20 protein-coding genes and 1 pseudogene are annotated in these 23,641 nt (G+C 74.6%); 7 read left to right on the top strand and 14 right to left on the bottom strand.

Features of this window, described 5'->3' with window-relative positions:
* Positions 1 to 19: 19 nt before the first annotated feature.
* From QC282_RS02695 to QC282_RS02715, 5 genes are all read right to left on the bottom strand, one after another.
* Entirely contained in the window at positions 20 to 964 is a 945-nt protein-coding gene (locus QC282_RS02695; RefSeq protein WP_279547531.1) for a DUF4255 domain-containing protein, read from the bottom strand.
* Positions 965 to 1,025: 61 nt separating this feature from the next.
* A complete protein-coding gene (locus tag QC282_RS02700) occupies positions 1,026 to 1,781 on the bottom strand; it encodes a hypothetical protein (protein WP_279547532.1) in 756 nt (251 codons plus the stop codon).
* Positions 1,774 to 2,508 (bottom strand): hypothetical protein, encoded by a 735-nt coding sequence (locus tag QC282_RS02705; RefSeq protein WP_279547533.1) that lies wholly within the window; start codon positions 2,506 to 2,508, stop codon positions 1,774 to 1,776. The genes QC282_RS02700 and QC282_RS02705 overlap by 8 nt, the downstream gene beginning before the upstream one ends.
* A 25-nt stretch (positions 2,509 to 2,533) precedes the next feature.
* On the bottom strand, positions 2,534 to 3,058 hold the full coding sequence (locus QC282_RS02710; protein ID WP_004003113.1) for a phage tail protein: 525 nt from the start codon (positions 3,056 to 3,058) through the stop codon (positions 2,534 to 2,536).
* A gap of 33 nt (positions 3,059 to 3,091) precedes the next feature.
* The gene (locus tag QC282_RS02715) at positions 3,092 to 4,957 is read right to left on the bottom strand and encodes a phage tail sheath subtilisin-like domain-containing protein (protein ID WP_279547534.1); all 1,866 of its coding nucleotides are present in this window, start codon (positions 4,955 to 4,957) and stop codon (positions 3,092 to 3,094) included.
* A 533-nt stretch (positions 4,958 to 5,490) separates the two neighbouring features.
* Between QC282_RS02715 and QC282_RS02720 the strand changes: the two genes are divergently transcribed.
* Both QC282_RS02720 and QC282_RS02725 read left to right on the top strand, forming a co-directional pair.
* The gene (locus QC282_RS02720; protein ID WP_279547535.1) at positions 5,491 to 5,964 is read left to right on the top strand and encodes a MarR family winged helix-turn-helix transcriptional regulator; all 474 of its coding nucleotides are present in this window, start codon (positions 5,491 to 5,493) and stop codon (positions 5,962 to 5,964) included.
* A gap of 231 nt (positions 5,965 to 6,195) precedes the next feature.
* The gene (locus QC282_RS02725) at positions 6,196 to 7,788 is read left to right on the top strand and encodes a DHA2 family efflux MFS transporter permease subunit (RefSeq protein ID WP_279547536.1); all 1,593 of its coding nucleotides are present in this window, start codon (positions 6,196 to 6,198) and stop codon (positions 7,786 to 7,788) included.
* Between the two features lie 51 nt (positions 7,789 to 7,839).
* On the opposite strand, the gene QC282_RS02730 is transcribed toward QC282_RS02725, so the two are convergent.
* Positions 7,840 to 8,586 (bottom strand): response regulator, encoded by a 747-nt coding sequence (locus tag QC282_RS02730; RefSeq protein WP_279547537.1) that lies wholly within the window; start codon positions 8,584 to 8,586, stop codon positions 7,840 to 7,842.
* A gap of 77 nt (positions 8,587 to 8,663) precedes the next feature.
* A pseudogene (locus QC282_RS02735) lies at positions 8,664 to 8,942 on the bottom strand (ATPase); the annotation flags it as partial.
* Positions 8,943 to 9,286: 344 nt separating this feature from the next.
* Here QC282_RS02735 and QC282_RS02740 point away from each other — a divergent pair.
* From QC282_RS02740 to QC282_RS02750, 3 genes are read left to right on the top strand one after another with little or no spacing between them, the layout of a single operon-like run.
* Positions 9,287 to 10,270, top strand: coding sequence for a tripartite tricarboxylate transporter substrate binding protein (locus QC282_RS02740; protein ID WP_279547769.1), 984 nt, complete (start codon positions 9,287 to 9,289; stop codon positions 10,268 to 10,270).
* Positions 10,267 to 10,803: a tripartite tricarboxylate transporter TctB family protein gene (locus tag QC282_RS02745; protein WP_279547538.1), complete on the top strand. Its 537-nt coding sequence runs from the start codon at positions 10,267 to 10,269 to the stop codon at positions 10,801 to 10,803. Before QC282_RS02740 ends, QC282_RS02745 begins: the two co-directional genes overlap by 4 nt.
* A gap of 1 nt (position 10,804) precedes the next feature.
* Positions 10,805 to 12,292: a tripartite tricarboxylate transporter permease gene (locus QC282_RS02750; RefSeq protein WP_279547539.1), complete on the top strand. Its 1,488-nt coding sequence runs from the start codon at positions 10,805 to 10,807 to the stop codon at positions 12,290 to 12,292.
* Between the two features lie 54 nt (positions 12,293 to 12,346).
* On the opposite strand, the gene QC282_RS02755 is transcribed toward QC282_RS02750, so the two are convergent.
* The 4 genes from QC282_RS02755 to QC282_RS02770 are packed head-to-tail and all read right to left on the bottom strand — an operon-like array spanning position 12,347 to position 17,130.
* Positions 12,347 to 13,462: an XdhC family protein gene (locus QC282_RS02755; protein ID WP_279547540.1), complete on the bottom strand. Its 1,116-nt coding sequence runs from the start codon at positions 13,460 to 13,462 to the stop codon at positions 12,347 to 12,349.
* Complete coding sequence (locus tag QC282_RS02760; RefSeq protein ID WP_279547541.1) at positions 13,455 to 15,581, bottom strand: xanthine dehydrogenase family protein molybdopterin-binding subunit; 2,127 nt, start codon at positions 15,579 to 15,581, stop codon at positions 13,455 to 13,457. Before QC282_RS02760 ends, QC282_RS02755 begins: the two co-directional genes overlap by 8 nt.
* Positions 15,578 to 16,570, bottom strand: coding sequence for a xanthine dehydrogenase family protein subunit M (locus QC282_RS02765; RefSeq protein WP_279547542.1), 993 nt, complete (start codon positions 16,568 to 16,570; stop codon positions 15,578 to 15,580). The genes QC282_RS02760 and QC282_RS02765 overlap by 4 nt, the downstream gene beginning before the upstream one ends.
* The gene (locus QC282_RS02770; protein ID WP_279547543.1) at positions 16,567 to 17,130 is read right to left on the bottom strand and encodes a (2Fe-2S)-binding protein; all 564 of its coding nucleotides are present in this window, start codon (positions 17,128 to 17,130) and stop codon (positions 16,567 to 16,569) included. Before QC282_RS02770 ends, QC282_RS02765 begins: the two co-directional genes overlap by 4 nt.
* Before the next feature lie 263 nt (positions 17,131 to 17,393).
* Between QC282_RS02770 and QC282_RS02775 the strand changes: the two genes are divergently transcribed.
* Positions 17,394 to 17,981 carry a TetR/AcrR family transcriptional regulator gene (locus QC282_RS02775; protein WP_279547544.1) on the top strand — a complete coding sequence of 196 codons (588 nt, stop codon included), beginning with the start codon at positions 17,394 to 17,396 and terminating at the stop codon, positions 17,979 to 17,981.
* Between the two features lie 67 nt (positions 17,982 to 18,048).
* Positions 18,049 to 18,453, top strand: coding sequence for a (2Fe-2S) ferredoxin domain-containing protein (locus tag QC282_RS02780; protein WP_279547545.1), 405 nt, complete (start codon positions 18,049 to 18,051; stop codon positions 18,451 to 18,453).
* Positions 18,454 to 18,675: 222 nt separating this feature from the next.
* Here the strand turns inward: QC282_RS02780 and QC282_RS02785 are convergent, their stop codons facing one another.
* Genes QC282_RS02785 through QC282_RS02795 form a run of 3 tightly spaced genes read right to left on the bottom strand, consistent with a single transcriptional unit; the run spans position 18,676 to position 23,635 of the window.
* A complete protein-coding gene (locus QC282_RS02785; protein ID WP_279547546.1) occupies positions 18,676 to 20,439 on the bottom strand; it encodes an ABC transporter ATP-binding protein/permease in 1,764 nt (587 codons plus the stop codon).
* Positions 20,436 to 22,178, bottom strand: a complete 1,743-nt coding sequence (locus QC282_RS02790; protein ID WP_279547547.1) for an ABC transporter ATP-binding protein/permease — start codon at positions 22,176 to 22,178, stop codon at positions 20,436 to 20,438. Before QC282_RS02790 ends, QC282_RS02785 begins: the two co-directional genes overlap by 4 nt.
* The gene (locus tag QC282_RS02795; protein WP_279547548.1) at positions 22,175 to 23,635 is read right to left on the bottom strand and encodes a nitroreductase; all 1,461 of its coding nucleotides are present in this window, start codon (positions 23,633 to 23,635) and stop codon (positions 22,175 to 22,177) included. The genes QC282_RS02790 and QC282_RS02795 overlap by 4 nt, the downstream gene beginning before the upstream one ends.
* Positions 23,636 to 23,641 lie beyond the last annotated feature (6 nt).

Consider the following 23,641-nt stretch of genomic DNA (forward strand, 5'->3'; position numbering starts at 1 on the left):
CCGTCGGTGTCACTTCGCCTCAGTTCTCCGTGTCCGCGTCGCCGCCGCGGCGGCGCGTCCTCGCGCTGCTGTCCGTGCCGTCGTTCTTCGCGTCGGCGGCGGGTTTCGCCGTCTTCTTCGCGGGCTGCGCCGCCTTGGTTGCCCTGCGGACGCGGGCGGCCGGTGCCTTGGTGGTGGTCTTCGGCTCGGTCGTGGCGGCCGCCTTCGCGACCGTCCTGGCGGGCGTCCGGGCGAGCGCGCCACCCTGCGACGCTTGCCCTGCGGTGGTTTCCGGGCGGTCGCCGGTGCCGGTCCCGCCCTCCGTGGCCGGCGCGCGGGCGGGCGCCGCGGGTCCCGGCGGCACGGGCGCACCCGGCGCCCCGAAGGGCAGCACCCGCACGTCGGCCCGTTCCACCGGCTTGCGCGGGACGGGGGTTTCGAGGCCGTCGATGAGGACGAGGGCGGCCTGGTAGACCACGGACAGCGCGTACGGGGTCTGGTGGAGCATCCCCCACAGCTTCGACGTCTCGTCGATGTCCATCACGGTCGGCGTGAAGCGCACGCGCTGCACGGCCTCCGCGAGGTTGCTGCCGGCCAGGTACGGCCGTTCCCCGGCGCGTTCGACGACGTCCTTGGGCAGGACCGGCGTCTCGTGCAGGGTGCGCACGACGGAGCCGATCAGGCGCTGGCCCACCAGGTCCTTCTCGTCGCCGTACGCGCTGATCAGGTAGTGCAGGTCGAGCGCCGCCGAGGCCCGCCGCACGAGCGTGCCGTCGGCGGCGCGGGTGGGCAGGTCGTTGTTGCGCTGCGAGGTGTTGGGCGTGACCTGGTAGAGGAACACGGAGACGGTGGGTTCGCCGGGCGGCTCGACGGGCGGCTTGCGCGCCTCGACCTTGACGGCCTCGTCGACCTCGGGTCGCAGGTTGTCCGCGATCAACAGGGCGAGGGCCTGGCTGACATGGGCGATGGCGAGTGCGTTGCTCATGGCGTCGGTTCCTCGGTCCCTGTAGTCCTTCGCGGCCGCTGTGCGCGGCCCGTCGTGGCGGTCATTCGCGCCCCCTCGCCAGGTAGTCGGCGAGGCTCACCGTGGCCTGCGGGCGCCCCGTCTGCCGGGGCCGGTGCTGTCCGCCGCCCCGGGCCGGCTCGGCGGCCGTGACCTCCAGGCGCCCGATCTGCACCTGCACCACCTGCTCGCCGCCGCGTCCCGTGCGCCGGGCCGAGGCCTGGCGCACGGCGTCGCGCGCGGCGGCCGTGTCCGCGGCGCTCGGCCGCGGGGCGGCGGGCCCGGTGGCGCGGGACGCGGTGTCCGTGCCCGGGGGGCTGGGCACGGACACCGCGCTCGGGGCGGGTGCCGGCTCGGCACGGCCGCGTCCCGCCGAGCGGCGGCCGGTGTCGGGCACCGGTCGGAGCCCGGGCGTGAGCGGCGTGACGGGCCGCAGCAGCGGCGTCTCGGGCAGGGGCGGTGCGGCCGGGCGGGGTGCGGGGGTGTCCGGCGCGGGTGCCTGTTCGGTCCGTACGACGGTCCGTTCCCGCTCCGTGCGCAGCACCTCGCGGGCCGTGGGCCGGGCCGCCTCCTCGCGGCGCTCGGTGAGCGGGGCGGTGACCGGCCACAGCGGTTCTGTGCCGTCCCGGTCGGCGTCCCGGCCCCGTACCGCCTCGATCCGTTCGAACGGTCCGGGCAGCCTCGGCCGCACCCGCGCCACGTCGGCCCGCGCGGCGGCGACCGGGGCGTGCCGGGCGAGCAGCCGGTCGAGGAAGTCGGGCGTCGGCCCGCCCGGCCGTCCTGCGGTGGGGTCAGACATCCGCACACAGCTCCAGGTAGTAGCGGCGCCGCAGCGGGCTGAGCGCCAGGATCTCCGGTTCGCTCCAGCCGTAGGCGGTGGCGAGCAGGTGGACGTCGAGAAGCAGGTCCCGTGCCCAGGCGTCCAGTTCGGTCCACAGGTAGGAGGCGATGTCGAGTTCGGCGCGGGTGGCCTCGCCGCAGTCGGGGCAGGCGACGTTGAGTGCCACGTCGGCCGCCGGGTCCGCGGTCTCGGCGGCCTCGGCGATCCGGCGCTGCACCCCGGCGGGCAGCTCGTCCGCCGGGACGGGCCGCCCGTCGCGCGCGGCGGACACCACGCACCGCGCGAGCAGGGCCCGCCGCGGGTCGGCGTCCCGGGCCGCCGCCGTCAGGTCGGCGACGGCGGGCACCCGGAACTCGACCTCCCAGCCGCTCTCGGCGACCCGCACGACCGGGTCGCGTCGCTCGGCCAGGGTGCGGGCGAACTCCCCGGCGTCCAGCTCGAACTCCATGTCCTCGCCGCACGCCCGGCACGCCAGCCGCACCTGCATCAGGTCACCGAACAGCGCCCGGCGCAGGGTGAACAGGTCCGCCTCGCGCTCGCCGACGGGCAGCGCCAGCAGGGCCGCCGGGTCGCCGGCGAGGTCCGGGCGCGCCGCCTGGTGCAGCAGCAGGGCGCGCCCGGCCGGTGCGCGGCCGGTCCCGGCCTCCCAGGCGGCCAGGACATCGGCCGCCCCGGTCATCACCATCGTCTCCCCCCGTGACGTCCCCTGGTCAGGCCGGGTTGAGGAAGGACGGTTCCTCGGGCTCGGGCACCTCGTAGTCCCGCTCCCAGCCCTCGCACTCGAGCTTCAGCGACTGGATGGCCACCGCGTTGGCGTTGGCGTCCAGTTCGCCGAGGACCTGGTACTCGCTGGGCCAGGTCCGGTAGAGCTTGTGCGAGACGGCGACCTGGCCGGCCTCGTTGAGGACCTGGATGACTATGTCCTTGCGGAAGTCGGCGAGGGACACCTCGGAGCCGAGACCGGCGCCGACCTGCCAGACCTTGTTGGCCCAGCGGTCGAACTCGGGGTCGTGGGTGACGCCCCGCTCCAGGGTGATGCCCTCGAACTCGGAGCGGCCGGGCGACTTGCGGGGCGACGACGGGTCGCCGCCGTGCCGGTGCTTGACGACTTCCGTGGTCCGCTTCAGCGGACTGATCTTGCTGATGCCCGCGACCGTCCGACCGTCCCACAGGACCAGGAACTTGAAGTTCTTGTAGGGGTCGAAGCGATGGGCGTTGACCGTGAACTCTGCCATCGGATTCCTTCAGTTCTCCACGATTCCCGGCGCCTAGAGCGCGAACTGCCCGGACGTCTGCTGGATTTTGACGATCACGAACTCTGCCGGGCGGACCGGTGCGAAGCCGACGAGGACGTTCACGATGCCGTTCTCGATGTCCTCGGCGGTCGTCGTGTCGCTGTCGCACTTGACGAAGTACGCCTCGCGCGGGGTGCCGCCCTTGAAGGCGCCCTGGCGGAAGAGGGTGTGCAGGTACGAGGAGGCGGCGAGCCGGATCTGCTGCCACAGGTTCTCGTCGTTCGGCTCGAACACCACCCACTGCAGGCCGCGTTGCAGGCTCTCCTCGACGTGCAGCGCGAGGCGCCGTACCGGCACGTACTTCCACTCGCTCTCCAGCGCGTCCGAGCCCTCCAGCGTGCGCGCGCCCCACACGACCGGGCCGGTCACGGGGAAGCTGCGCAGGCAGTTGACGCCGAGCGGGTTGAGCAGTCCGGCCTCGCGGTCGGTGAGGTTGACCGTGAGGGAGTGCACGCCCGCGAGCCGCGCCTCGGTGCCGGCCGGTGCCTTCCACACGCCGCGCTCGGAGTCGGTGCGGGCGATGACGCCGGCGACCGCGCCGGACGGCGGGAAGGCGCGCAGCCGCCCGGTGAGCGGGTCGGTGAGCTGCAGGTGCGGGAAGTACAGGCCCGCGTGGTTGCCGCGCACGGCGTCGAAGGCGGCGAGCCCGGCGCGTGCGGTGTCGACGCTCACCCAGGTGCTGGGCGCGTCGACGAGCAGGAAGATCCGGCGCTCGACGCACAGCCGCTGGGCCGCCGAGACGACGGTGACCATGTCCTCGGTCTTCTCGTACGCCGCGATTTCGGGCAGCACGAGCAGGTTGACGTCGGCGACGCCGCGCAGGGCCTGGATGCCGGTCTTGCCGGCCTCGCTGCCGATGAGGTCGCGCGGGCCGGGCGCCGCGCCGTCCTCGCCGCCCTCCAGCGGGAACACCGGCGGGTTGACGGACGCCTCCAGGCCGAGGTCGTTGGCGCACTCGCCGACGAAGCGGACGACGTCGTCGGGGTCGGTGGAGCCGGCGACCACCTGGATGCGGCGGCCGAAGGCGGTGACCTCGGCGCCGGCGAAGGCGTGCCTGCCGGGCGCGTCGGGCAGGGCGCGCAGCTTGCGTTCCAGGAGCAGCGCCAGCCCGGTCACGGAGGACGGGGCCTCTCCGTCGCAGTCGGGGTCGTAGAGGGTGAACTCCCGCTCCACGTCGCCGATCTTGACCGTGAGGTCGACGGCCAGGTCGGGCAGTTCGTGCCCGAACGGCTTGGAGACGGTGCCGGACGGGTCGGGCCGGCCCTCGCCGACGGCCTCGACGCGGATCAGCCGGGAGCCCGCGTTGATCACGGTCTGCGCGTGGCGGCCGTGCGAGGGGTCCATGGACAGGCCGGTGAAGCTTTCGCGGGCCTCGCCCTTGGCGTCGTAGACGCGCAGGTTGAAGGTCTCGTCGGGGCAGGGCGTGTCGTAGTCGACGGCGACGCGCAGGCCGTTGCCCCACACGCCGGGCTCCTTGGCGTGCACCTCCAGGACGCGGCTCTCGCTGTGCCCCTCGGTGGACTCCAGGACGACGCAGGCGGCCTTGCCGCTGCCGGACCTGGCGACGCGGACGACGACGGCGACGGTGCCGCCGTTGCCGAAGAACTGGTGCACCGCGTAGCCGACGGCGCTCTGGGAGCTGAGTCCGCCGAAACGGCGCTCGAACTCCGTGAAGCTGGTGACGCGGACCGGTTCGTTCAGCGGGCCCCGGCGGGTGTGGCCGACGAAGGCGGTCACCGACGTGGTGAGCGTCGAGATCGTTCGGGTGCTGCTGGGAAGCTCTTCGACGTAGACGCCGGGATACGTCGGCTTGGCGGCGCTCACTGGACTCATCGGCATTCCCCCTCCTATCCCTGTCGCGGGCACCGGACGACGGCACCAAGAGGACGGCGGAGGGAGAGGTTTCGGCAGCAACGCGAGCACGGCCCCGCGCCCATGGCGACGTCGGCCTCGCGCACCGCATCAGTTTTCCCCCGTCAACGCCCCGGGCGGTCAGCCGCGGGCCAAGCAACTCGGCTTGTGACTCCTGATGCTCAGGTGCTCAATCCACCTTCGTCCGTGGCAAGTTGCCGCAACAAGGCATCTTCCGGCCAGTCGGTATGGAGGTCCCATGAAGGCACGTTCGCGACATTCGCACATCCCGCCCGCGCGCCCCGGACAGCCGGTCCACGACTTCTGCACAGCGCCGCGTCCGCGCACGTCGCAGTCGACGCCGCAACCACTCACAGGAGCGGCGCGCGCCCGCGCGCTCCTCCGCAGTCGCGCACATCCACCCCTGTCCGGTTTCACGAGGGTGACGTGATCACGGCGGCGCCGGCGCCGCCGAAACCTCTCCTTTGACATAGGTATGTCTTCATACCTAAAGTTGGGGGGTGACCAGTTCCAGCGCGTCCGCCCAGGACATCGACCACGTGGCCGCCGAGCTCGTGGCATGCCTGCCCGCGCTGTGCCGCGCCCTCGACCGGCGCGTCGACCGGGAGTTCCCGCACCCGAAGCCGCCCGAGGCGCAGCTCGCGCTGCTGCGGCTGGTGCACACCCAGGACGGGGTCACCGTCCGGGAGGCGGCCGACGCGCTGCTGATGCGGCCGAACAACGTCAGCGCGCTGGTCACGCAGATGGTGGGCCTCGGGCTGTTGGAGCGCCGGCCGGACCCCGCCGACAAGCGGATCGCTCACCTGCATCCGACGGCTCTGGCCCGGCAGCGGGTCACCGAGGTCGACCGGCTGATGAGCGCCCACCTCACCGAGGTCCTGCGCGCCCTCACGGACGGGGAGCTGGACGCCCTCGGATCGGCCGTGGGCTCGCTGCACTCCGTGAACCGGCTGCTGCACGCGCGGACCGACTGACTCCTTTCCGCCCCTCCCTCTTGCCCTGCGGGCGCCGCCCGTCGTGGCTGAGCCCTGTCACGGGCCGGGCCGTCGTGGGCCGCACCCCGCCACACACGGCGTTGCCGCGCCGTGGGCCGCGCCGCGCCGTGGGCGTGCCGCGCCGTGGCCTCCTCGCCAACCTCGGGGCCCAAGAAGCCCAGAAGCTCAGAAGCTCAGAAGCCCAGAAGCCCAGAACAAGGACAAACCGTCTTGCCGTCTTCCACCACCGACCACGCCGTCCCCCTCACCCACACTCCCCCTCCGCGCGGTGACGCCCGGCGCGGGGTGCGGGCCAATCCCTGGCTGACCCTGATCGCCGTGGCGTTCGGCCTGTTCATGGTCGGCCTCGACGGCTCCGTCGTCGCCATCGCCAACCCGGAGATCGGACGGGACCTCGGCGCGTCCACCGCCGACCTCCAGTGGGTCACCAACTCCTACCTGCTCGCCCTGGCCGCCGCGCTCATCCTCGGCGGCAAGCTGGGCGACCGCTTCGGCCGGCGCACCTTCTATCTGGTCGGCGTCGCCGGATTCACCGTCGCGTCCGTCGCGATCGGGCTCGCCGGCTCGATCGGGGGAGTCGTCGCCTTCCGCGCCGCGCAGGGCTTCTTCGGCGCGCTGCTCATGCCGAACACGCTGGCGCTGCTGCGCGCGGTGTTCCCGCCGAAGAAGTTCGGGATGGCGGTGGGCATCTGGGCGATGGTCTCCTCCGTCTCGACCGCCCTCGGCCCGATCGTCGGCGGCCTGCTCGTGGAGCACGTCACCTGGGAGTCCGTGTTCTACATCAACGCGCCCATCGGCGTCGCCGCGCTCGTCTTCGGCGCGCTGGTGCTGCCGCAGAGCCGGAACACCGCCGCCGCGGACGAGCGGTTCGACATCCCCGGCGTCGTCCTCCTGGCGGCCGGTCTGCTCGCCGTGGTCTTCGGCGTGGTGAAGGGCGAGACCTGGGGCTGGGCCTCCCCCGGCACCCTCGGCACCATCCTCGCGGGCGTCGCCGTCCTCGTCCTGTTCGGCCTGTACGAGAACCGGACGGCGCATCCGCTGCTGCCGATGCGGCTGTTCCGCAACCCGGCGCTGACCATCGGCACGGTCGTCGTCGCGCTGAACTTCTTCGTACTGCTCGGCGTGATCTTCTTCGTGATGCTGTACCTGCAGAACGTGCGAGGCTTCACGCCCGTCGAGGCCGGTGTGCGCACGCTGCCGCTGAGCCTGGCGTCCGTCGTCGCCTCCCCGCTGGGCGCGGCGCTGACCGACCGGTTCGGCGCCCGGCTCACGATGCCGCTGGGCATGCTGTTCCAGGCCGCCGCGTCGTTCTGGATGCTGACCTGGGACGCGCACTCCTCCTACGGCGCGCTGTGGCCGCCGTTCGTGGCGCTCGGGCTCGGGGTCGGCATGGTGATGGCGGCGTCGTCGGAGGCCGTCGTCGGGAACGCGCCCGTGCGGGACGGCGGTGTGGCGGGCGGCCTGCAGGCCACGGCGCTGCAGATCGGCGGCGCGCTCGGCACGTCGGTGCTGGTCTCCCTCATCAGCAGTCGCGTCGGCACCGGTCTCGCCGGCGAACTGACCGACGCCGGGGTCCCGGTCGCGGCGGCGCACGGCCTGTCCGAGGCGAAGGACGCGGTGGCGATGGGCGTGGCCCCGGTCTCCGGGGAGATGCCGGCCGGGCTGCGGTCGGCCGTGCTGGAGGGCAGCCACGCGGCGTTCATGTCAGGGGTGCACACGGCGGTGCTGGTCACGGGCGTCCTGACGGTGCTGGGCGCGGTGGTCGCGGCGGTGGGCGTACGGCGCGCCGCTGCCGCCGAGTAGCGGGCGGGCGGCGCGGTCCGTCCACGGGGGCGTGCCGCGCCGCCCGCGGTCTCAGGCGCGGGCCACGCCGTCCGGACGCGCCGCCGCGCCCTCCGGCTCGCGCAGGCGGTAGCGGCGTTCCGGCCGGCCCGCCACCCCGTAGCGGAGGGTCACGTCGGCCGTGCCGGTGGTGTGGAAGTGCTCCAGATAGCGGCGGGCGCTGACGCGGGAGACACCGGTCAGGGCCGCGCACTCGCTGGCGGACAGGGTGCCGTCGGCGTCGCGCAGGGCGCGTTCGACGAGTTCGGCGGTCTCCACGCTCATGCCCTTGGGCAGGGTCATGACGCCGGGCGAGGGGGCGGCGGTGCCCGCGAGCACCCGGTCCACGTCGGCCTGGCTGCGGACCACGGTGTCGAGCAGCCGGCAGCGCCGGGCGGCGTACCGCTCCAGGCGGGCGCGCAGGTCGTCGGACTGGAACGGCTTGAGGAGGTAGTCGACGACGCCCTGCCGCACGGCACCGCGCACCGTGTCCGCCTCGCGGGCCGCGCTGATGACCATGACGTCGCAGTCGTGCCCGGCGGCGCGCAGCCGCGGGATGACGTCGAGGCCGAAGACGTCCGGCAGGTACAGGTCCAGCAGGACCAGGTCGGGGCGCAGGGCGTCGACGGCGGCGACGGCCTGTTCGCCGGTGCCGGCGACGCCGGCGACCCGGAAGGACGGGACGCGTTCGACGAAGGCGCGGTGGACGCGGGCCACCATGAAGTCGTCGTCGACCACGAGCACGTCGATCGCCTCGGCCGTTCCCGGCGCGCTGTTCATCGTGAAGCTCCTTCCGCCACCGCGTCGGTGAGGTGGCTGACGGTCATGCGTGCGGTGAACATGGCCCCGTCGGGGGTGTTGGTCACCGACATCTCACCGCCGTGACGTTCGCAGACCAGGCGGGTGAGCGCCAGACCGGACTGTGTCTGCGTGGAGTTCACCAGCGGCGCCAGTGCCTCGCGCGGCGCGGGCCGCACCAGTTGGCCGCGGATCAGCGGGTTGGCAGCCAGTTGCTCGGCCAGCGCGGTCACCCGGCGGCCCTCGACTGGGCGGAAGGCCGCCTCCGACCGGGCGAGCGAGACCCCGGCGACCGCCGGCAGCACCACCACGACGACGGCGAGCCGGAGCACCAGCATCTCGCCCGCGAGGGTCTGGCACGGAAGGCGGCGACCACGGTGTACCCGATCTCTTCCTGCCGACACTCCGGCTCTCCTTGCCGGCACTCCGGCTCTCCCTGTCGGCACTCCCGTTGGGACGGCACTCCCGTCGGGACGGCTCTCCGGCGGGGAGCGGCTGTGTGCCGGGGCCGCCCATGATGGCCCCGACCTGCGCCGAAGGAAGGGGATGCGGCGCCCGCACGCCGTGACCGCAAAGACCACAACCTCCGTTGGTTGCGCAAGAGAGACAGACGGCGCCCGCGCGGGCACCATGTGGCCCACCTCACCCCCGTACCCGCAACGACCGACAGGTGGTGGCACTCGTGCGCCTGCGCACCCCCCTCGCCCTGTTCGGGGCCGCCGTGCTCGTGCTCGCCGGGCCGCCGCTGCTGACCACCGGCAGCGGCGCCGAGACCGGCACGCAGATCCCGGGCCTGCGCTTCATGGTTCCCAACACGCCCGGTGGCGGCTACGACATCACGGCCCGCACGGCCGCGAAGAACGCCGAGGACGCCGGGCTCACCCACAACGTGGAGGTGTTCAACCTGCCCGGCGCCGGCGGCACCGTCGGCCTGAGCCGGCTGGTGAGCGAGCACGGCAACGGCAGGCTCGCCATGTCGATGGGCCTCGGCGTCGTCGGCGCCGTCCACTCCAACCACGCGCCGCGCACCCTCGCCGACGCCACCCCGATCGCCCGCCTCACCGAGGAGCAGGACGTGGTGGTCGTCGCCAAGGACTCCCCGTACAAGACGATCGACGATCTGATCGGGGCCTGGAAGGACGATCCCGGCAAGCTCCCCGTGGGCGGCGGGTCCTCGCCGGGCGGGCCCGACCATCTCGCGCCGATGCTGATGGCGCGGGCCGCCGGGATCTCCCCGAAGCAGGTCAACTACGTGCCCTTCGACGGCGGCGGCGAGCTCCTGGCCTCCATCCTCGGCAACAAGGTCGCCTTCGGGGTGTCCGGCGTGGGCGAGTACCTCGACCAGATCAAGGCGGGCGAGCTGCGGCTGCTCGCGGTGACCGGCCCGGAGCGGGTCGACGGACTCGACGCGCCCACACTGCGCGAGGCGGGTTACGACGTGAACTTCACCAACTGGCGCGGCGTCGTCGCCCCGCCGGGCCTGTCCGACGCCGAACGCACCAAGCTGATCCGGCTGTTCGAGGAGCTGCACGACTCCCCCGAGTGGCAGAAGTCCCTCCGGCAGAACGGCTGGGACGACGCGTTCCTCACCGGCGGGAAGTTCGGCGCGTTCCTGGACGCCCAGGACAAGCGCGTGGTGTCGGTGCTGAAGGAGCTGGGACTGTGACCACGCGCACGGATCTGCCCCCGGCCGGGACGGACGCCCGGCGCTCGTGGCTGCGCGGCAACTCCGAACTCGGCGTCTGTGCCCTGCTGCTGGCCCTCGGCGTGCTCGTCCTGACCGACGCGCTCACGATGGACGTCGACATCACCCAGCGCGGCCCCGTCGGCCCCAGGACCGTCCCGGTCGTCGTCGGCGTCGCGCTGCTGGTGGTCGCCGCCCTGCTCGCCGTCGACGTGCTGCGCGGCGGTCGCGGCCGGGCGGAGACCGGCGAGGACGTCGACCTGTCCGAACCGGCCGACTGGCGCACGGTCCTGCTGCTCGCCGGGATCTTCCTCGGCACGGCCGTCCTCATCGACCCCCTCGGCTTCCCCGTGGCGGGCGCGCTGCTGTTCTGGGGCGCCGCCTACGCGCTCGGCTCGCGCCGCACCGACCGCGATCCGCTCATCGCCGCGGTGCTGTCCCTCGTCACCTACGCCGTCTTCAACAACCTGCTCGGCGTGCCGCTGCCCGGCGGGCCCCTGATGGGAGTGCTGTGACATGAACGCCCTCAACTCCCTGCTGGACGGCTTCGGTACGGCACTCACGCCGGTCAACCTGCTGTGGGCCGTCATCGGCGTGCTGCTCGGCACGGCGATCGGTGTCCTGCCCGGCATCGGCCCCGCCATGGCGGTCGCGCTGCTGCTGCCGGTGACGTACGGGCTGGAACCCGTCGGCGCGTTCATCATGTTCGCGGGCATCTACTACGGCGCCATGTTCGGCGGCTCGACGACCTCCATCCTGCTCAACACGCCCGGCGAGAGCGCGGCCGTCGTCGCGGCGATGGAGGGCAACCCGATGGCCAGGTCGGGGCGCGGCGCGCAGGCCCTCGCCGCCGCCGCGATCGGGCACTTCACGGGCGGTCTGGTCGGCACGGTCCTGCTGGTGGCGCTGGCGCCGACGGTCGCCGAGCTGGCGGTGGACATCGGCGCGCCCGACTACTTCGCCATCATGGTCCTGGCGTTCATCGCGGTGACGTCCGTGCTGGGCTCCTCGCGGATCCGGGGCCTGGCGTCCCTGCTGATCGGGCTCACGCTGGGCCTGGTGGGCCTGGACCAGATGACCGGGCAGCAGCGGCTGACGTTCGGCTCGCTGCAACTGGCCGACGGCATCGACGTGGTGATCGTCGCGGTGGGTCTGTTCGCGATCGGCGAGGCTCTGTGGGTGGCCGCGCATCTGCGCCGCCGGCCGCCCGAGGCGATCCCGGTGGGCCGGCCGTGGCTGGGCCGCGACGACGTGCGGCGGACGTGGACGTCGTGGCTGCGCGGCCCGTTCATCGGCTTTCCGTTCGGCGCGATCCCGGCGGGCGGCGCGGAGATCCCCACTTTCCTGTCGTACGTGACGGAGAAGCGGCTGTCGAAGCACCAGGACGAGTGGGGCAAGGGCGCGATCGAGGGCGTCGCCGGACCGGAGTCGGCGGCGTCGGCCTCGGCGGCGGGCACGCTGGTGTCCATGCTGACGCTCGGTCTGCCGACCACGGCGGTGGCCGCGGTGATGCTGGCCGCGTTCCAGCAGTACGGCATCCAGCCCGGCCCCCTGCTGTTCGAGCGGGAACCGGACCTGGTGTGGGGCCTGATCGCGTCCCTGTTCGTCGGCATGGTGCTGCTGCTCGCGCTGAACCTGCCGCTGGCACCGCTGTGGGCGAAGCTGCTGCGCGTCCCGCGGCCGTACCTGTACGCGGGCATCCTGTTCTTCGCGGCGGTCGGCGCGTACGCGGTCGGCGGCGAGGTCGTGGACCTGGTGATCCTGCTCGTGATCGGCCTGGTGGGCTTCGGGATGCGGCGCTACGGCCTGCCCATCCTGCCCGCCGTCATCGGCGTCATCCTGGGCCCGGGCGCCGAGCAGCAGCTGCGGCGGGCGCTGCAGATCAGCGACGGCAGTGTGACGGGCCTGGTGAACACGCCGTTCGCGGTGACCGTGTACGCGGTGATCGTGCTGCTGCTGGCGTGGCCGCTGCTGAGGCGGCTGACGGCCGGGGTCCGGCGTTGAGCGGCATCGGACGACCGTGAGGGGCGGGGAGTCGTCGTGGACTCCCCGCCCCTTTCACGCCGCGCGGTGGATCGGCTCAGCCGTGCCGGTCAGCGGGAGGCCCGTTCCGCCGCGCCGCAGGGCGACGATCTCCGCCGCGATCGACAGCGCCGTCTCCTCGGGCGTCCGGGCGCCGAGGTCGAGCCCGATCGGCGACCTGAGCCGTGCCAGCTCCTCGTCGGTCAGCCCGGCTTCGCGCAGCCGCCGCTCACGGTCGGCGTGGGTGCGGCGCGACCCCATCGCCCCGACGAAGGCGACCGGCATCCTGAGCGCCTCTGTCAGCAGCGGCACGTCGAACCTGGCGTCGTGGGTGAGCACGCACAGCACCGTCCGCCCGTCGGTGTCCGTCCGCCGCAGATAGCGGTGCGGCCAGTCGACCACGATGTCGTCGGCGTCGGGAAAGCGGGTCCGCGTCGCGAAGACGGGACGGGCGTCGCACACGGTGACGTGGTGGCCGAGGAACTTGCCCGCCCGGACGAGTGCCGCCGCGAAGTCGATCGCCCCGAACACGATCATGCGGGGCGGCGGCACGCTCGACTCGACGAACAGGGTGAGCCCGCCCGGGCAGTGCGAACCGTCCTCGGACAGGCCGACCGTGCCGGTGCGCCCGGCGTCCAGCAGGGCGCGGGCCTCGGCCGCCGCCGTCCCGTCCAGTCCGGCGGCGCCGCCGAGGCCGCCCTCGTACGACCCGTCGGCGTGCACCAGCAGGGCGGTGCCGAACAGTTCGGCGGGGCCCTGGACGACACGGGCGACGGCCGCCGGACCGCCCCGGGCGGCGGCCGACAGCGCCGCCCGGAGCACCGGCCGGGCGGGTGCCGCCGCCCCGACCGGCGTGACCAGCACATCGATGACTCCGCCGCAGGTCAGACCGACGGCGAAGGCGTCCTCGTCGCTGTACCCGAACCGTTCGACGACCGTACGGCCGTCCCGGAGGGCCTGCGCGCACAGGTCGTACACCGCGCCCTCCACGCAGCCGCCGGACACCGAGCCGATGACCGTGCCCGCGCCGTCGACCGCGAGGGCGGCGCCGGGACCGCGCGGCGCGCTGCCGCCGACGGCGACGACGGTGGCGACGGCGAACTCCCGGCCCTCCTCGGCCCAGCGGTGCAGTTCGCCGGCGATGTCAAGCACGGGGTGCCTCCGCCGCGAGGACCCGGTCGGGGCGGATCGGCAGGTCGCGGTGGCGTACGCCGGTGGCGTGCCAGACGGCGTTGGCGACGGCCGCCGCCGCGCCGACGATGCCGATCTCGCCGACGCCCTTGATGCCCACCGGGTCGTCCGGGTCGTCGTCCTCGATCCAGTCGGCCTCGATGTCCGGGACGTCGGCGTGGGTGGCGACGTGGTAGCCCGCGAGGTCGGCGCCGTAGTGGCCGCCCGAGGCCGGGTCGCGCAGCGCCTCCTCGTGCAGCGCCATGGAGATGCCCCAGGTCATGCCGCCGACGAGTTGGTTGCGCGCGGTGAGCGGGTTGACGATCCGGCCGGCGGCGAAGATGCCGAGCATGCGCCGCACCCGGACCTCGCCGGTGGTGACGTCCACGGCGACCTCGGCGAACTGCGCCCCGAAGGAGTGGCGTTCCTTCTGCGCGAGGGCGGCGATCGCCTCGGTGGTGTCCGACCGGACGGTCACGCCCTCCGGCGGCAGGTCCGCGCCGAGCGCGATCCGCTCCCGCAGCTCTCGGGCGGCGGCCGTGACCGCCCACGCCCAGGAGCGGGTGCCCATCGATCCGCCCGCGATCATCGCGGGACCGAAGTCGCTGTCACCGATGCGGACGCGGACCCGGTCCGGTGCCACGCCGAGCCCGTCTGCGGCGACCAGGGTGAGCGCGGTGCGCGCCCCGGTGCCGATGTCGGCCGCGTTGATCCGCACGGTGAAGGTGCCGTCGGCCTCGGCCGTCACGGCCGCCGTGGACGGTGCCGCGCCCGCCGGGAAGGAGGCCGCCGCTGTGCCGGTGCCGAGCAGCCAGCGCCCGTCGCGGCGCACCCCGGGACGGGGGTCGCGGTCCGCCCAGCCGAACCGGCGGGCGCCCTCCCGGAAGCAGGCGAGCAGATTGCGTCCGGCGAAGGGCAGCCCGGACACCGGCCCCCGGTCGGGCTCGTTGCGGGCGCGCAGTTCGATCGGGTCGACGCCGCACTTCTCGGCGAGTTCGTCGAGGGCGGCCTCCAGCGCGAACGACCCCGGTGCCTCGCCCGGCGCGCGCATCCACGTGGGGGTGGGAACGTCGAGACGTACGACCTCGTTGGCGGTGCGGTGGGCGGCGGCGTCGTACATCACGCGGGCCACGCCGGCGCTCGGCTCGACGAACTCGTACACGGTGGAGGTCAGGTTCAGCGAGCGGTGCTCCAGGGCGCGCAGCCGTCCGTCCGCGTCGGCGCCGAGCCTGACGCGCTGCCTGGTGGGGCTGCGGTACCCGGCGAGGGAGAACATCTGACGACGCGTCATGACGACTCGTACGGGCCGCTGGAGGACGGTCGCGGCCATCACGGCGGCGACCTGGTGGGCGCGGACGCCCTTGCTGCCGAAGCCGCCGCCGACGTGCTCGGACCGCACCCGTACCGCGCCCGGGTCGAGCGAGAACAGTTTGGCGAGATCGTCCGCGACCCAGGAGGTGCCCTGGTTGGAGTCGACCACGTCGAGCCGGCCGCCGTCCCAGCGGGCCGTCGCCGCGTGGGGCTCCATGGGGTTGTGGTGCTCCTCCGGAGTGGTGTACTCGGCGTCCACGACGGCGGCGGACGCGGCGAGTTCGGCGTCCAGGTCGCCCTTCTCGGTCACGCCGGGCATGTGGCCGTCGGCCGTGTAGGCGTCGGGGCGCGCACCGGAGAAGGCGACGTCGTGCGGCTCCTGCTCGTACGTCACGACGAGCGCCTCGGCGGCCTCCCGGGCCTGCTCGGACGTCTCGGCGACGACCAGCGCCACGGGCCAGCCCGCGTGCGGCACCCGGTCGTTCTGGAAGAGGCGGACGCCGGGGTCCGGCGGCACGCCGAGCATGCCGGTGTAGTCGGTGTCGACACGCGGGGCGTTGTGGTGGTGGAGGACGGTCAGCACGCCCGGCATGGCGAGCACGGGTTCCGTGTCGACGCCGAGGACGCGTCCGCGGGCGACGGTCGACAGGACGAGCCAGCCGTGGGCGAGGTCGGCGAAGGGGATCTCCCCGGCGTAGCGGGCGGCTCCGGTGACCTTGTCCCGGCCCTCCACGCGGGTGTGCGCGGTGCCGACCGCACCGGTGACGGCCGCGGTGGTGGTCGTGGTCATCGGGCGGCCTCCTCGGCGAGTTCGCTCAGTACGGCCACGACGAGGTTGCGCATCAGTGGCACCTTGTATCCGTTGTGGGGAAGCGGTCTGGCGTCGGCCAGTTCGGCGTCCGCGGCGGCGGCGAAGGCGGCGGCGTCGGCCGGTCCGCCGGTCAGCGCGGCCTCGGCCCGCCGGGCCCGCCACGGCCGGGACGCGACCGCCCCGAAGGCGAGGCGCACGTCGTGGACGCGGCCGTCGCGGACGTCGAGCGCGGCGGCGACCGACCCGATGGCGAAGGCGTACGAGGCGCGCTCGCGCACCTTGCGGTAGCGGGAGTTGGCGGCCGTGGGCGCGGGCGGCAGCACGACGCCGGTGATCAGCGCGCCGGGCGGCAGCGCGGTCTCCCGGTGCGGTGTGTCACCCACCGGCAGGTAGAGCTCCGCGAACGGCAGCTCGCCCGGCCCGTCGGCCGTTTCGTACGTGACGACGGCCTCGAAGGCGGTGAGGGCGACGCCCATGTCGGAGGGGTGGACGGCCACGCAGTGCTCGGAGGCGCCGAGCACCGCGTGGTTGTGGTGCTCGCCCTCGATCGCGGGACAACCGCTGCCGGGAACGCGCTTGTTGCAGGGCTTGGTCACGTCGGCGAAGTAGCCGCACCGGGTGCGCTGGAGCAGGTTCCCGCCGACGGTCGCCATGTTGCGCAGTTGTCCGGACGCCCCGGCCAGCACGGCCTGCGCCAGCGCCGGGTAGCGGCGCCGCACCTCGGGGTGGGCGGCGAGGTCGCCGTTGGTGACGGTGGCGCCGATGCGCACGCCGCCGTCGGCGGCCACCTCCACGCGGTCCAGGGGCAGTGCGCGGACGTCGACGAGCCGGGCGGGCCGTTCGACGCCGGTCTTCATCAGGTCGACGAGGTTGGTGCCGCCGCCGAGGTAGCGCGCGTCCGGGTCGGCGCCGAGCAGGGCGACCGCGCCGGGCACGTCATGGGCGCGCCGGTAGTCGAACTCCCTCATACGGCCGCCTCCGTGGCCTCGGCGGACCGCGCGCGTTCGGCGGCGGCGCGGGCGACGGCCTGGACTATCGACACGTAGGCGCCGCACCGGCACAGGTTGCCGCTCATCCGCTCCCGGATCTCCTCGGGGGTCAGGGGCGGCGGTCCCGCCTCGGGCCGTACGTCGTCGGTGGCGGCGCTCGGCCAGCCGGCCGCGTGTTCCTCGATCATCGCGATGGCCGAGCAGATCTGGCCCGGCGTGCAGTAACCGCACTGGTAGCCGTCGAGGTCGAGGAAGGCCTGCTGCACCGGGTGCAGCCGCTCGCCGTCGGCCAGGCCCTCGACGGTGGTGATCTCGCGCCCCTCGGCCGCGACCGCGAGTTGCAGGCAGGACACGGTCCGGCGGCCGTCGAGCAGGACGGTGCAGGCGCCGCACTGGCCCTGGTCGCAGCCCTTCTTGGTGCCGGTCAGGTCCAGGCGTTCTCGTAACGCGTCGAGGAGCGTGGTGCGGTGGTCGACGGACAGCGTGTGTTTCTCACCGTTGACGGTCAGGGTGACCGAGCTGGACGTCGAGGTCCTCATGTACAGCCTTCTTTCACGTCTCCGGCGCGCGTCGACGGGGACGCGCGCAGGCGGGCGGACGAGATCGGACGGAAGTCGTAGAAGAATCGGCGCCGTGATCCGGCACCGGTCACGATGCGGAGCGGAGGCGCCCGGCAGAGCGCGCCGGCCGCGTCCGCCGCTATGGTGGACCCAACCGGACATCCGTCCGCTTACTGAAAACGTAGTGGACAGTTGTCCGGTCAGCAAGGGAATTCAGGCCAAGTCGCCTGTGAGGAGGACGAGTGCGGCAGGAGAAGGACGCCCCTCGGCGCTCGGACGCGCAGCGCAACCGCGAGCGCATCCTCGAGGTCGCACTCGCCGAACTGACGCGCTGTGCCGACGCTCCGCTGAGCCTCATCGCCAGGAAGGCCTGCGTCGGGCAGGGCACGTTCTACCGCAACTTCCCCAGCCGTGAGGCGCTCGTGCTGGAGATCTACCGGCACGAGATGCGGCAGGTCGCGGACAGCGCGGCCCAGTTGCTGGAGAGCCGCCCGCCCGACCGGGCGCTGCGCGAGTGGATGGACCGGTTCGCCGAGTTCGCCATGGCCAAGGCCGGCCTCGCCGAGGCGATCCGCCAGGCCGTCAGCGCGCCGGGCAGCCCGGGGCGCCCCGGCAACACCCCGGTGATGGAGGCGGCCGAACTCCTGCTCCGTGCCAACGAGAGCGCCGGCACCATCCGGCCCGGGGTGACGGCGGACGACTTCGTCCTCGCCATCGCCGGTCTCTGGCAGATCGACCCGCGCGGCGACTGGCGGCCCCGCGCCACCCGCCTGTTGGACCTCGTGATGGACGGCCTGCGCGCCGGGGCACGCGGACCGGCCGCCGGGTGAGGCACGGCTCCCGGTCCCCACACCCGTTCCTGTCCGCCCGTCCGGCACACCTCACTTCGGAGACCCCGTGAACCATGCCGCCGTCCGCGCCGCGCGCCGGCCCTGCACGCTCGTCGTGTGCCGGGGCTGTTGCTGCGGCAACCCCCGCAAGCACCCCGGCACCGACCACGCCTGGCAGCTCGACCGGCTCCGGGCCGGCGCGGCGGCCTCCGGCGGCCGGTTCACGGTGCGGACGACGGACTGTCTCGGCCCCTGCGACCGGGCCAACGTCGTCGTCGTGCAGCCCTCCACCGCGGGGCGCCTGGCCGGGGGCCGTGCCGTCTGGGTCGGTTTCGCCATGGACGACGACTGCACGGACGACCTGCTGAGCTGGGCCTCGGCGGGCGGCCCCGGAATCGCCGAGCCGCCGGCCACGCTGCGGCTCCAGTTCATCCCACCGCCGCGGGAGGCACGGGTACGGACGCGCCGGTGAGGCGTTCCGTGGCGAACACGGTGCGCCGGTGAGGGCTCCCGTCGGCGAACACCGTGCGCCGATGGAATTCCCGTCGTGAAACCCTCTGCGCCGATGGGCAGTTCCGTCGGCGATCACCGCACGCCGGTGACGGTTCCCGCCGGCGAACACCGTGCGCCGACAGGGATTCCGGCGGCGATCACCGCACGCCGGTGAGGTGTCCCACGGCCGCCGTCCTCCGCGTCAGGACGGGGCGACCGTCAGGACCCGGTTGAGGGCGCTGTCGGGGCGGGCGGTGAGCTCGTGCCAGGTGCCCTCCTCCGCGATGCGGCCGTTCTCGAGGACGGCGATGCGGTCGGCGCGGCGGATGGTGGCGGGCCGGTGGGCGATGACGATCGTCGTGCGCTCGCCCCGGCCGAGGGCGGCGGCGAGTTGGGCGTCGCCCGAGTTGTCCAGATGGGCGGTCGTCTCGTCGAGCACGAGGACCCTGGGCCGCGCCAGCAGGGCACGGGCGAGGGCGATCCGGGCGCGCTGACCGCCGGACAGCGTGCCGCCGCGCTCCCCGACGAGGGAGTCCAGCGGGGCGATCCGGTCGACGCCGCACAGCCGGGCCGTCGCCGCGAGCGACTCGTCGTCGGCGTCCGGGGCGGACAGGCGCAGGTTCTCGGCGAGGGTGCCGTGGAAGAGGGGCGTGTCCTGGCCCACCACGGCGAGGGCGCGGCGCAGTTCGGCGTCGGCCAGATCGCGCAGGTCGACGGGGGCGCCGTCCGCGGGCAGCAGCAGGACGGCGCCCGAGGCCGGGTCCCAGAAGCGGGCCAGCAGATGGGCGCAGGTCGACTTGCCGGCGCCCGAGGCGCCGACCAGGGCGAGTGTCCGTCCGGGGGGAACCGTCAGGTCGACGCCGTCCAGCACCGGTCGTCCCCCGTAGCCGAAGCGCACGCCGCGCAGGGCGACCCCCAGCGGCCCGGGGGGCAGCGGGCGGGGCGCGGCGGGCGGCGGGGCGAGGGCGGGGGCGTCGAGGGCCGCGCCGACCCGCGCCGCGGCGGCGCGCAGCGCCACGGCCTGGCTCAGCGCCCGCGCCGACTCGGCGACCGGGCCCAGTACCGCCAGGGCGAGCGCCATCGCGGCGGGGGCCCACGCGCCGTGCAGCCGTCCGGACGTCACGGACTGCGCGGCGGCGGCCACCACGCCGAGGACCGCGAGGACGATGAGCAGGTCCCGGGCCGCAGCGGCCGTCGCCTCCCGGCCGGCCTCGGCGCGCTGCGCGGCGCCCACCCTGCGGCCCTGTTCGGCGAGGAGCGCGCGCCGCTCGGCGAGCCGTCCGAACGCGAGCAGTTCGCGCAGCCCGTCGACGGTCTCCACGGTGTCGGCCGAGAGTTTCGTGGCGGCCTCCCGGGTGCGCGCGCCGCGCGTCGCACGCCCGCGCGCGTCCGCGAAGGGCGCGGCGGCCAGCAGTGCGGCGACCGGCAGCACGGCCACGAGCAGCCACGGCTCGACCGCGGCCAGCACGGTCCCGCCTGCCGCGAACACCGCTCCGGACGCCAGGAGTTGGGCGGTGGTGTGGGCGTAGAAGAACTCCAGGGCCTCCACGTCGGCCATGGCGGTGGCGGCCAGGTCGCCGCTGCGCCGGCCGGCCACCCGGGCGGGCGCGCTGCGGGCGAGCCCGTCGAAGACCCGCACGCGCAGCCCGGCCAGCACCCGGTAGGCCAGGTCGTGCGAGAGGTCCATCTCGTGCCAGGTCGTCAGAGCGCGGAGGAGGGCGAGGACGACGAGCGCGGTCACGGTGACGGACGAGGGTCCGCGCCCTTCGACCACGGCGGTTCCGACGGTGTGCGCGGCGAGCGTCAACAGGGCCACCAGGGACGCCTGTTCGACCAGTGCGGCGAGGCACGTGCGCGCCATCATGCCCCGGTGCCCGGCGAGCGCGGGCAGCAGCCCGCGCAGGGAGCCGCGCGCGGGCTGCCCGGGGGAGGTGACGGCGCCGGGACGAGTGGTGCTGCTGCTCATGCGGTGAGCTCTCCTTCATGGGTGCGGCCCGCCCGGACGAGCTCCGTGTAGACGCCTCCGGCCCCTACCAGGGCGTCGTGGGTTCCGACGGCGTCCACCCGGCCGCCATCGAGGACCACGATGCGGTCGGCGTGCCGGACGGCGGCGAGCCGGTGGGCGACGACCAGGACGGTCCGGCCGCCGGCCGCGTTCAGCAGTTCGCGGACGATGTCCGCCTCACGGCGTTCGTCCACGGCGCTGGTGGCCTCGTCCAGGACCAGCACGGGCGCGTCGGCCAGCAGGGCCCGTGCGAGGGCGAGCCGCTGCCGCTGCCCGCCGGACAGGGTGGCGCCGCGTTCGCCGAGGACGGTGGCGTAGCCGTCGGGGAGCGCGGTGATCTCGTCGTGGATGCCGGCGGTCCGTGCCGCGCGGACGAGTTCGTCGTCGGTGGCGTCCGGCCGGGCCAGGCGCAGGTTGTCGGCGATGGAGGCGTGGAAGAGGTACGTCTCCTGGGAGACGACGGCGATGCCCCGGCGCAGCGAGTCGAGCGTGTGGTCGGCGACGTCCCGGCCGGCGACGGTGATCCGGCCGCGCTGCGGGGCGCGGTGGCGCAGCAGCAGGGCGAGCAGGGTGGACTTGCCGGCCCCCGAGGGGCCGACGACGGCGGTGGTGCGCCCGGCCTCGGCCACGAAGGTGACGCCGCGCACGGCCGGCGTCCCCGCGCCGCCTTCGTAGCCGAACTCCACGTCCTCGAAGCGCACTTCGGGCGGTTCCGACCACCGCGCCCCCACCGTCCCGGTGTCGGGGACGGCGGGCTCGGCGGTGCGCAGGGCGGCCAGCCCGTCCGCCGCCGACACGCCCAGGTACCCGGCGTGCCACTCGCGGGACAGGTCGCGCACGGGACGGAAGCACTCGGAGGCCAGCAGCAGCATCAGATAGGTGCCCGTCGCGGTACCGGCCCCGGTGACGGCCGACCAGCAGGCGAGCAGCGCGGCGGCGACGGTGCCGCCCTGGATGGCCAGATCGGTGATGCCGGTGTCGACCAGGGAGACGCGGAGCTTGGCGACGGTGGCCCGGTGCAGTGCCGCCGAGCGTTCCTCCAGCCGCTGCCGGGTCCGGCCCACGGCCCCGGCGGCACGCAGCGCGGGCATGCCCTGCAGGGCTTCCAGATAGTCGGCGCCGAGGCCTTCGTAGGTGTCCCAGTGTTCCTTGCCGCGCTCGGCGAGCAGCCGGTCCCAGGCGCGCGGTCCGGCGAGGGCGAGCAGCAGCGCGGGCACGAGGCCGAGCAGCACGGCCGGTTCCACGACGGCCAGCGCGGCCAGCAGCAGGGGCGGCACGGCGAGGGTGACCATGAGCTGGGGCAGGTAGCGCGAGACGTAGGCGTCGACGCCTTCCACCCCGTCGACCAGGGTGGTGCGGACGGCGCCGGCGCGCGCGGTGGTCAGATGGGCGGCGCCGAGGCGGCCGAGGTGGGCGACGAGTTCGTCGCGCAGTCTCACCCGGACCCGGGCCCCGGCGCGGGTGGCGGTGCGCCGCTGCCAGGAGGCGAGCACGGCGCGGGCGACGACGACGCCGAGGACAGCCCCGAGCAGCGGCGGGAGCCCGTCCGTTTCGCCGCGGGCGACTCCGGCCAGCGCGACGGCGAGCAGGACCGCCTGGGCGAGATGGGTGAGGGTGACGGCGCCCTGCAGCAGGGTGGCCGTGAGCAGCGGGCGACGGGCGTGCCGTGCGGCGCGGCGCAGCTCGGGGTGGACGATCACGGGGTTGTCTCCTCGGGGTGAACGGTGCCGAGGACCAGGCCGTGCACGACCCAGTCCCGCCCCGGCGCGGCTCCGAGCGCGGCGCCGAGATCCGCGCGCTGCCAGGAGCCGACGGGCCGGGCCGCCAGGCCCAGTCGTACGGCGGTCAGGTGAGCCATGTGGACGGCGAACCCGGCGTGCAGGTGGGCGCGGCGGATGTGGCGGGCGTCGGCGTCGTCGGGGCATCCGTGGGCGAGCAGCACGGCGCCGGCGTCCGCGAGCCAGGCCTGCCCGGCGGCCCAGCGGGCGAGCGTGGGCCGGGCGTCCCCGGCGGCCAGCCGCCGCAGGGTGCCGTCGCCCGCCGACTCGACCAGTCCGGGTCGGGGTTCACCGACGGCGACACACCAGCCGAGCTCACCGGCACCCGCCGCCTCGGCGGCGGCCAGGACGGCGCGGAGGGCGTCGGGGGGCGGGGCGCCGGTCAGGGGCGGCGCGGCGCTGCGACGGGCCAGGAGATCACCGGGGCCGGGCGCATCGACCGCCCGGGGCGCCGGTGATCCGCACCCGGGGACCCGGGGCGGACGTACCGGCGACGTGTCCCCCACCGCCGGAAACGACGTTCCGCCGGACACCGGGACCGAGGACACCGCCACCGACCGCCCCTCCGACCCGGACACCGCGCCCTCCACCGCCGGAAACGACGTTCCGCCGGACACCGGGACCGAGGGCACCGCCACCGACCGCCCCTCCGACCCGGACACCGCGCCCTCCACCGCCGGAAACGACGTTCCGCCGGACGCCGGGTCCGAGGGCACCGCCACGGGCAGCCCTTCCGACCCGGACACCACTCCCCCGGACACCGGAACCCCAGCCTCCGCCACCGGGTGCCCTTCCGGCGGCGGCACGTGCACAGCGGCCAGAGGTCCCTCCCCGGGCAATGCCCCGAACCCGCTCCCGTCCCCGGGCCGGTCCCCGTCTTCGTTCAAGTCCATCCGGGGCACCGCCGGCCCCGCGCCCACCGCCCGTGCCGCCGCCCACACGGCCGCCGCGGCGTGCCCGGTGTCCAGCAGCACCAGCGGCCAGGCGCGGTGTCCGTAGTGGGAGACGGTGCGTTGCGGGGTGACCCGGAGCTCCACCGTCACCCCGGGCGGGGCGTCGGCGGGCGCGAGGTGGTGTACGCGGTGGGCCACCGGGTCGTAGCCGTAGCGCCCGGGCGGCAGGGGGCAGCGCGGGCCCACGACGAGTTCGGTGTCCACGGGGTGCAGCGCGCCCGCGGACGGGGCGGGGCGGAGCCGTCCGGTGCGGTCGGCGGCCGCCAGGGACAGCCGGAGCAGTCGCTCCAGCGGCAGTTCCCCCGGGCCGTTGTCCGGGACGGGACGCGGCGGGCCGGGCCAGGCGCGGACGGCGGCCCCGGCGGGCGTGTCCGGGCCGGGCACCTCGGCGGAACGGGCGCGGGCGAGGGTGGTGACGAGATCCACGGGAGG

Source organism: Streptomyces sp. DH24, from assembly GCF_029813775.1.
Classification (GTDB): domain Bacteria; phylum Actinomycetota; class Actinomycetes; order Streptomycetales; family Streptomycetaceae; genus Streptomyces.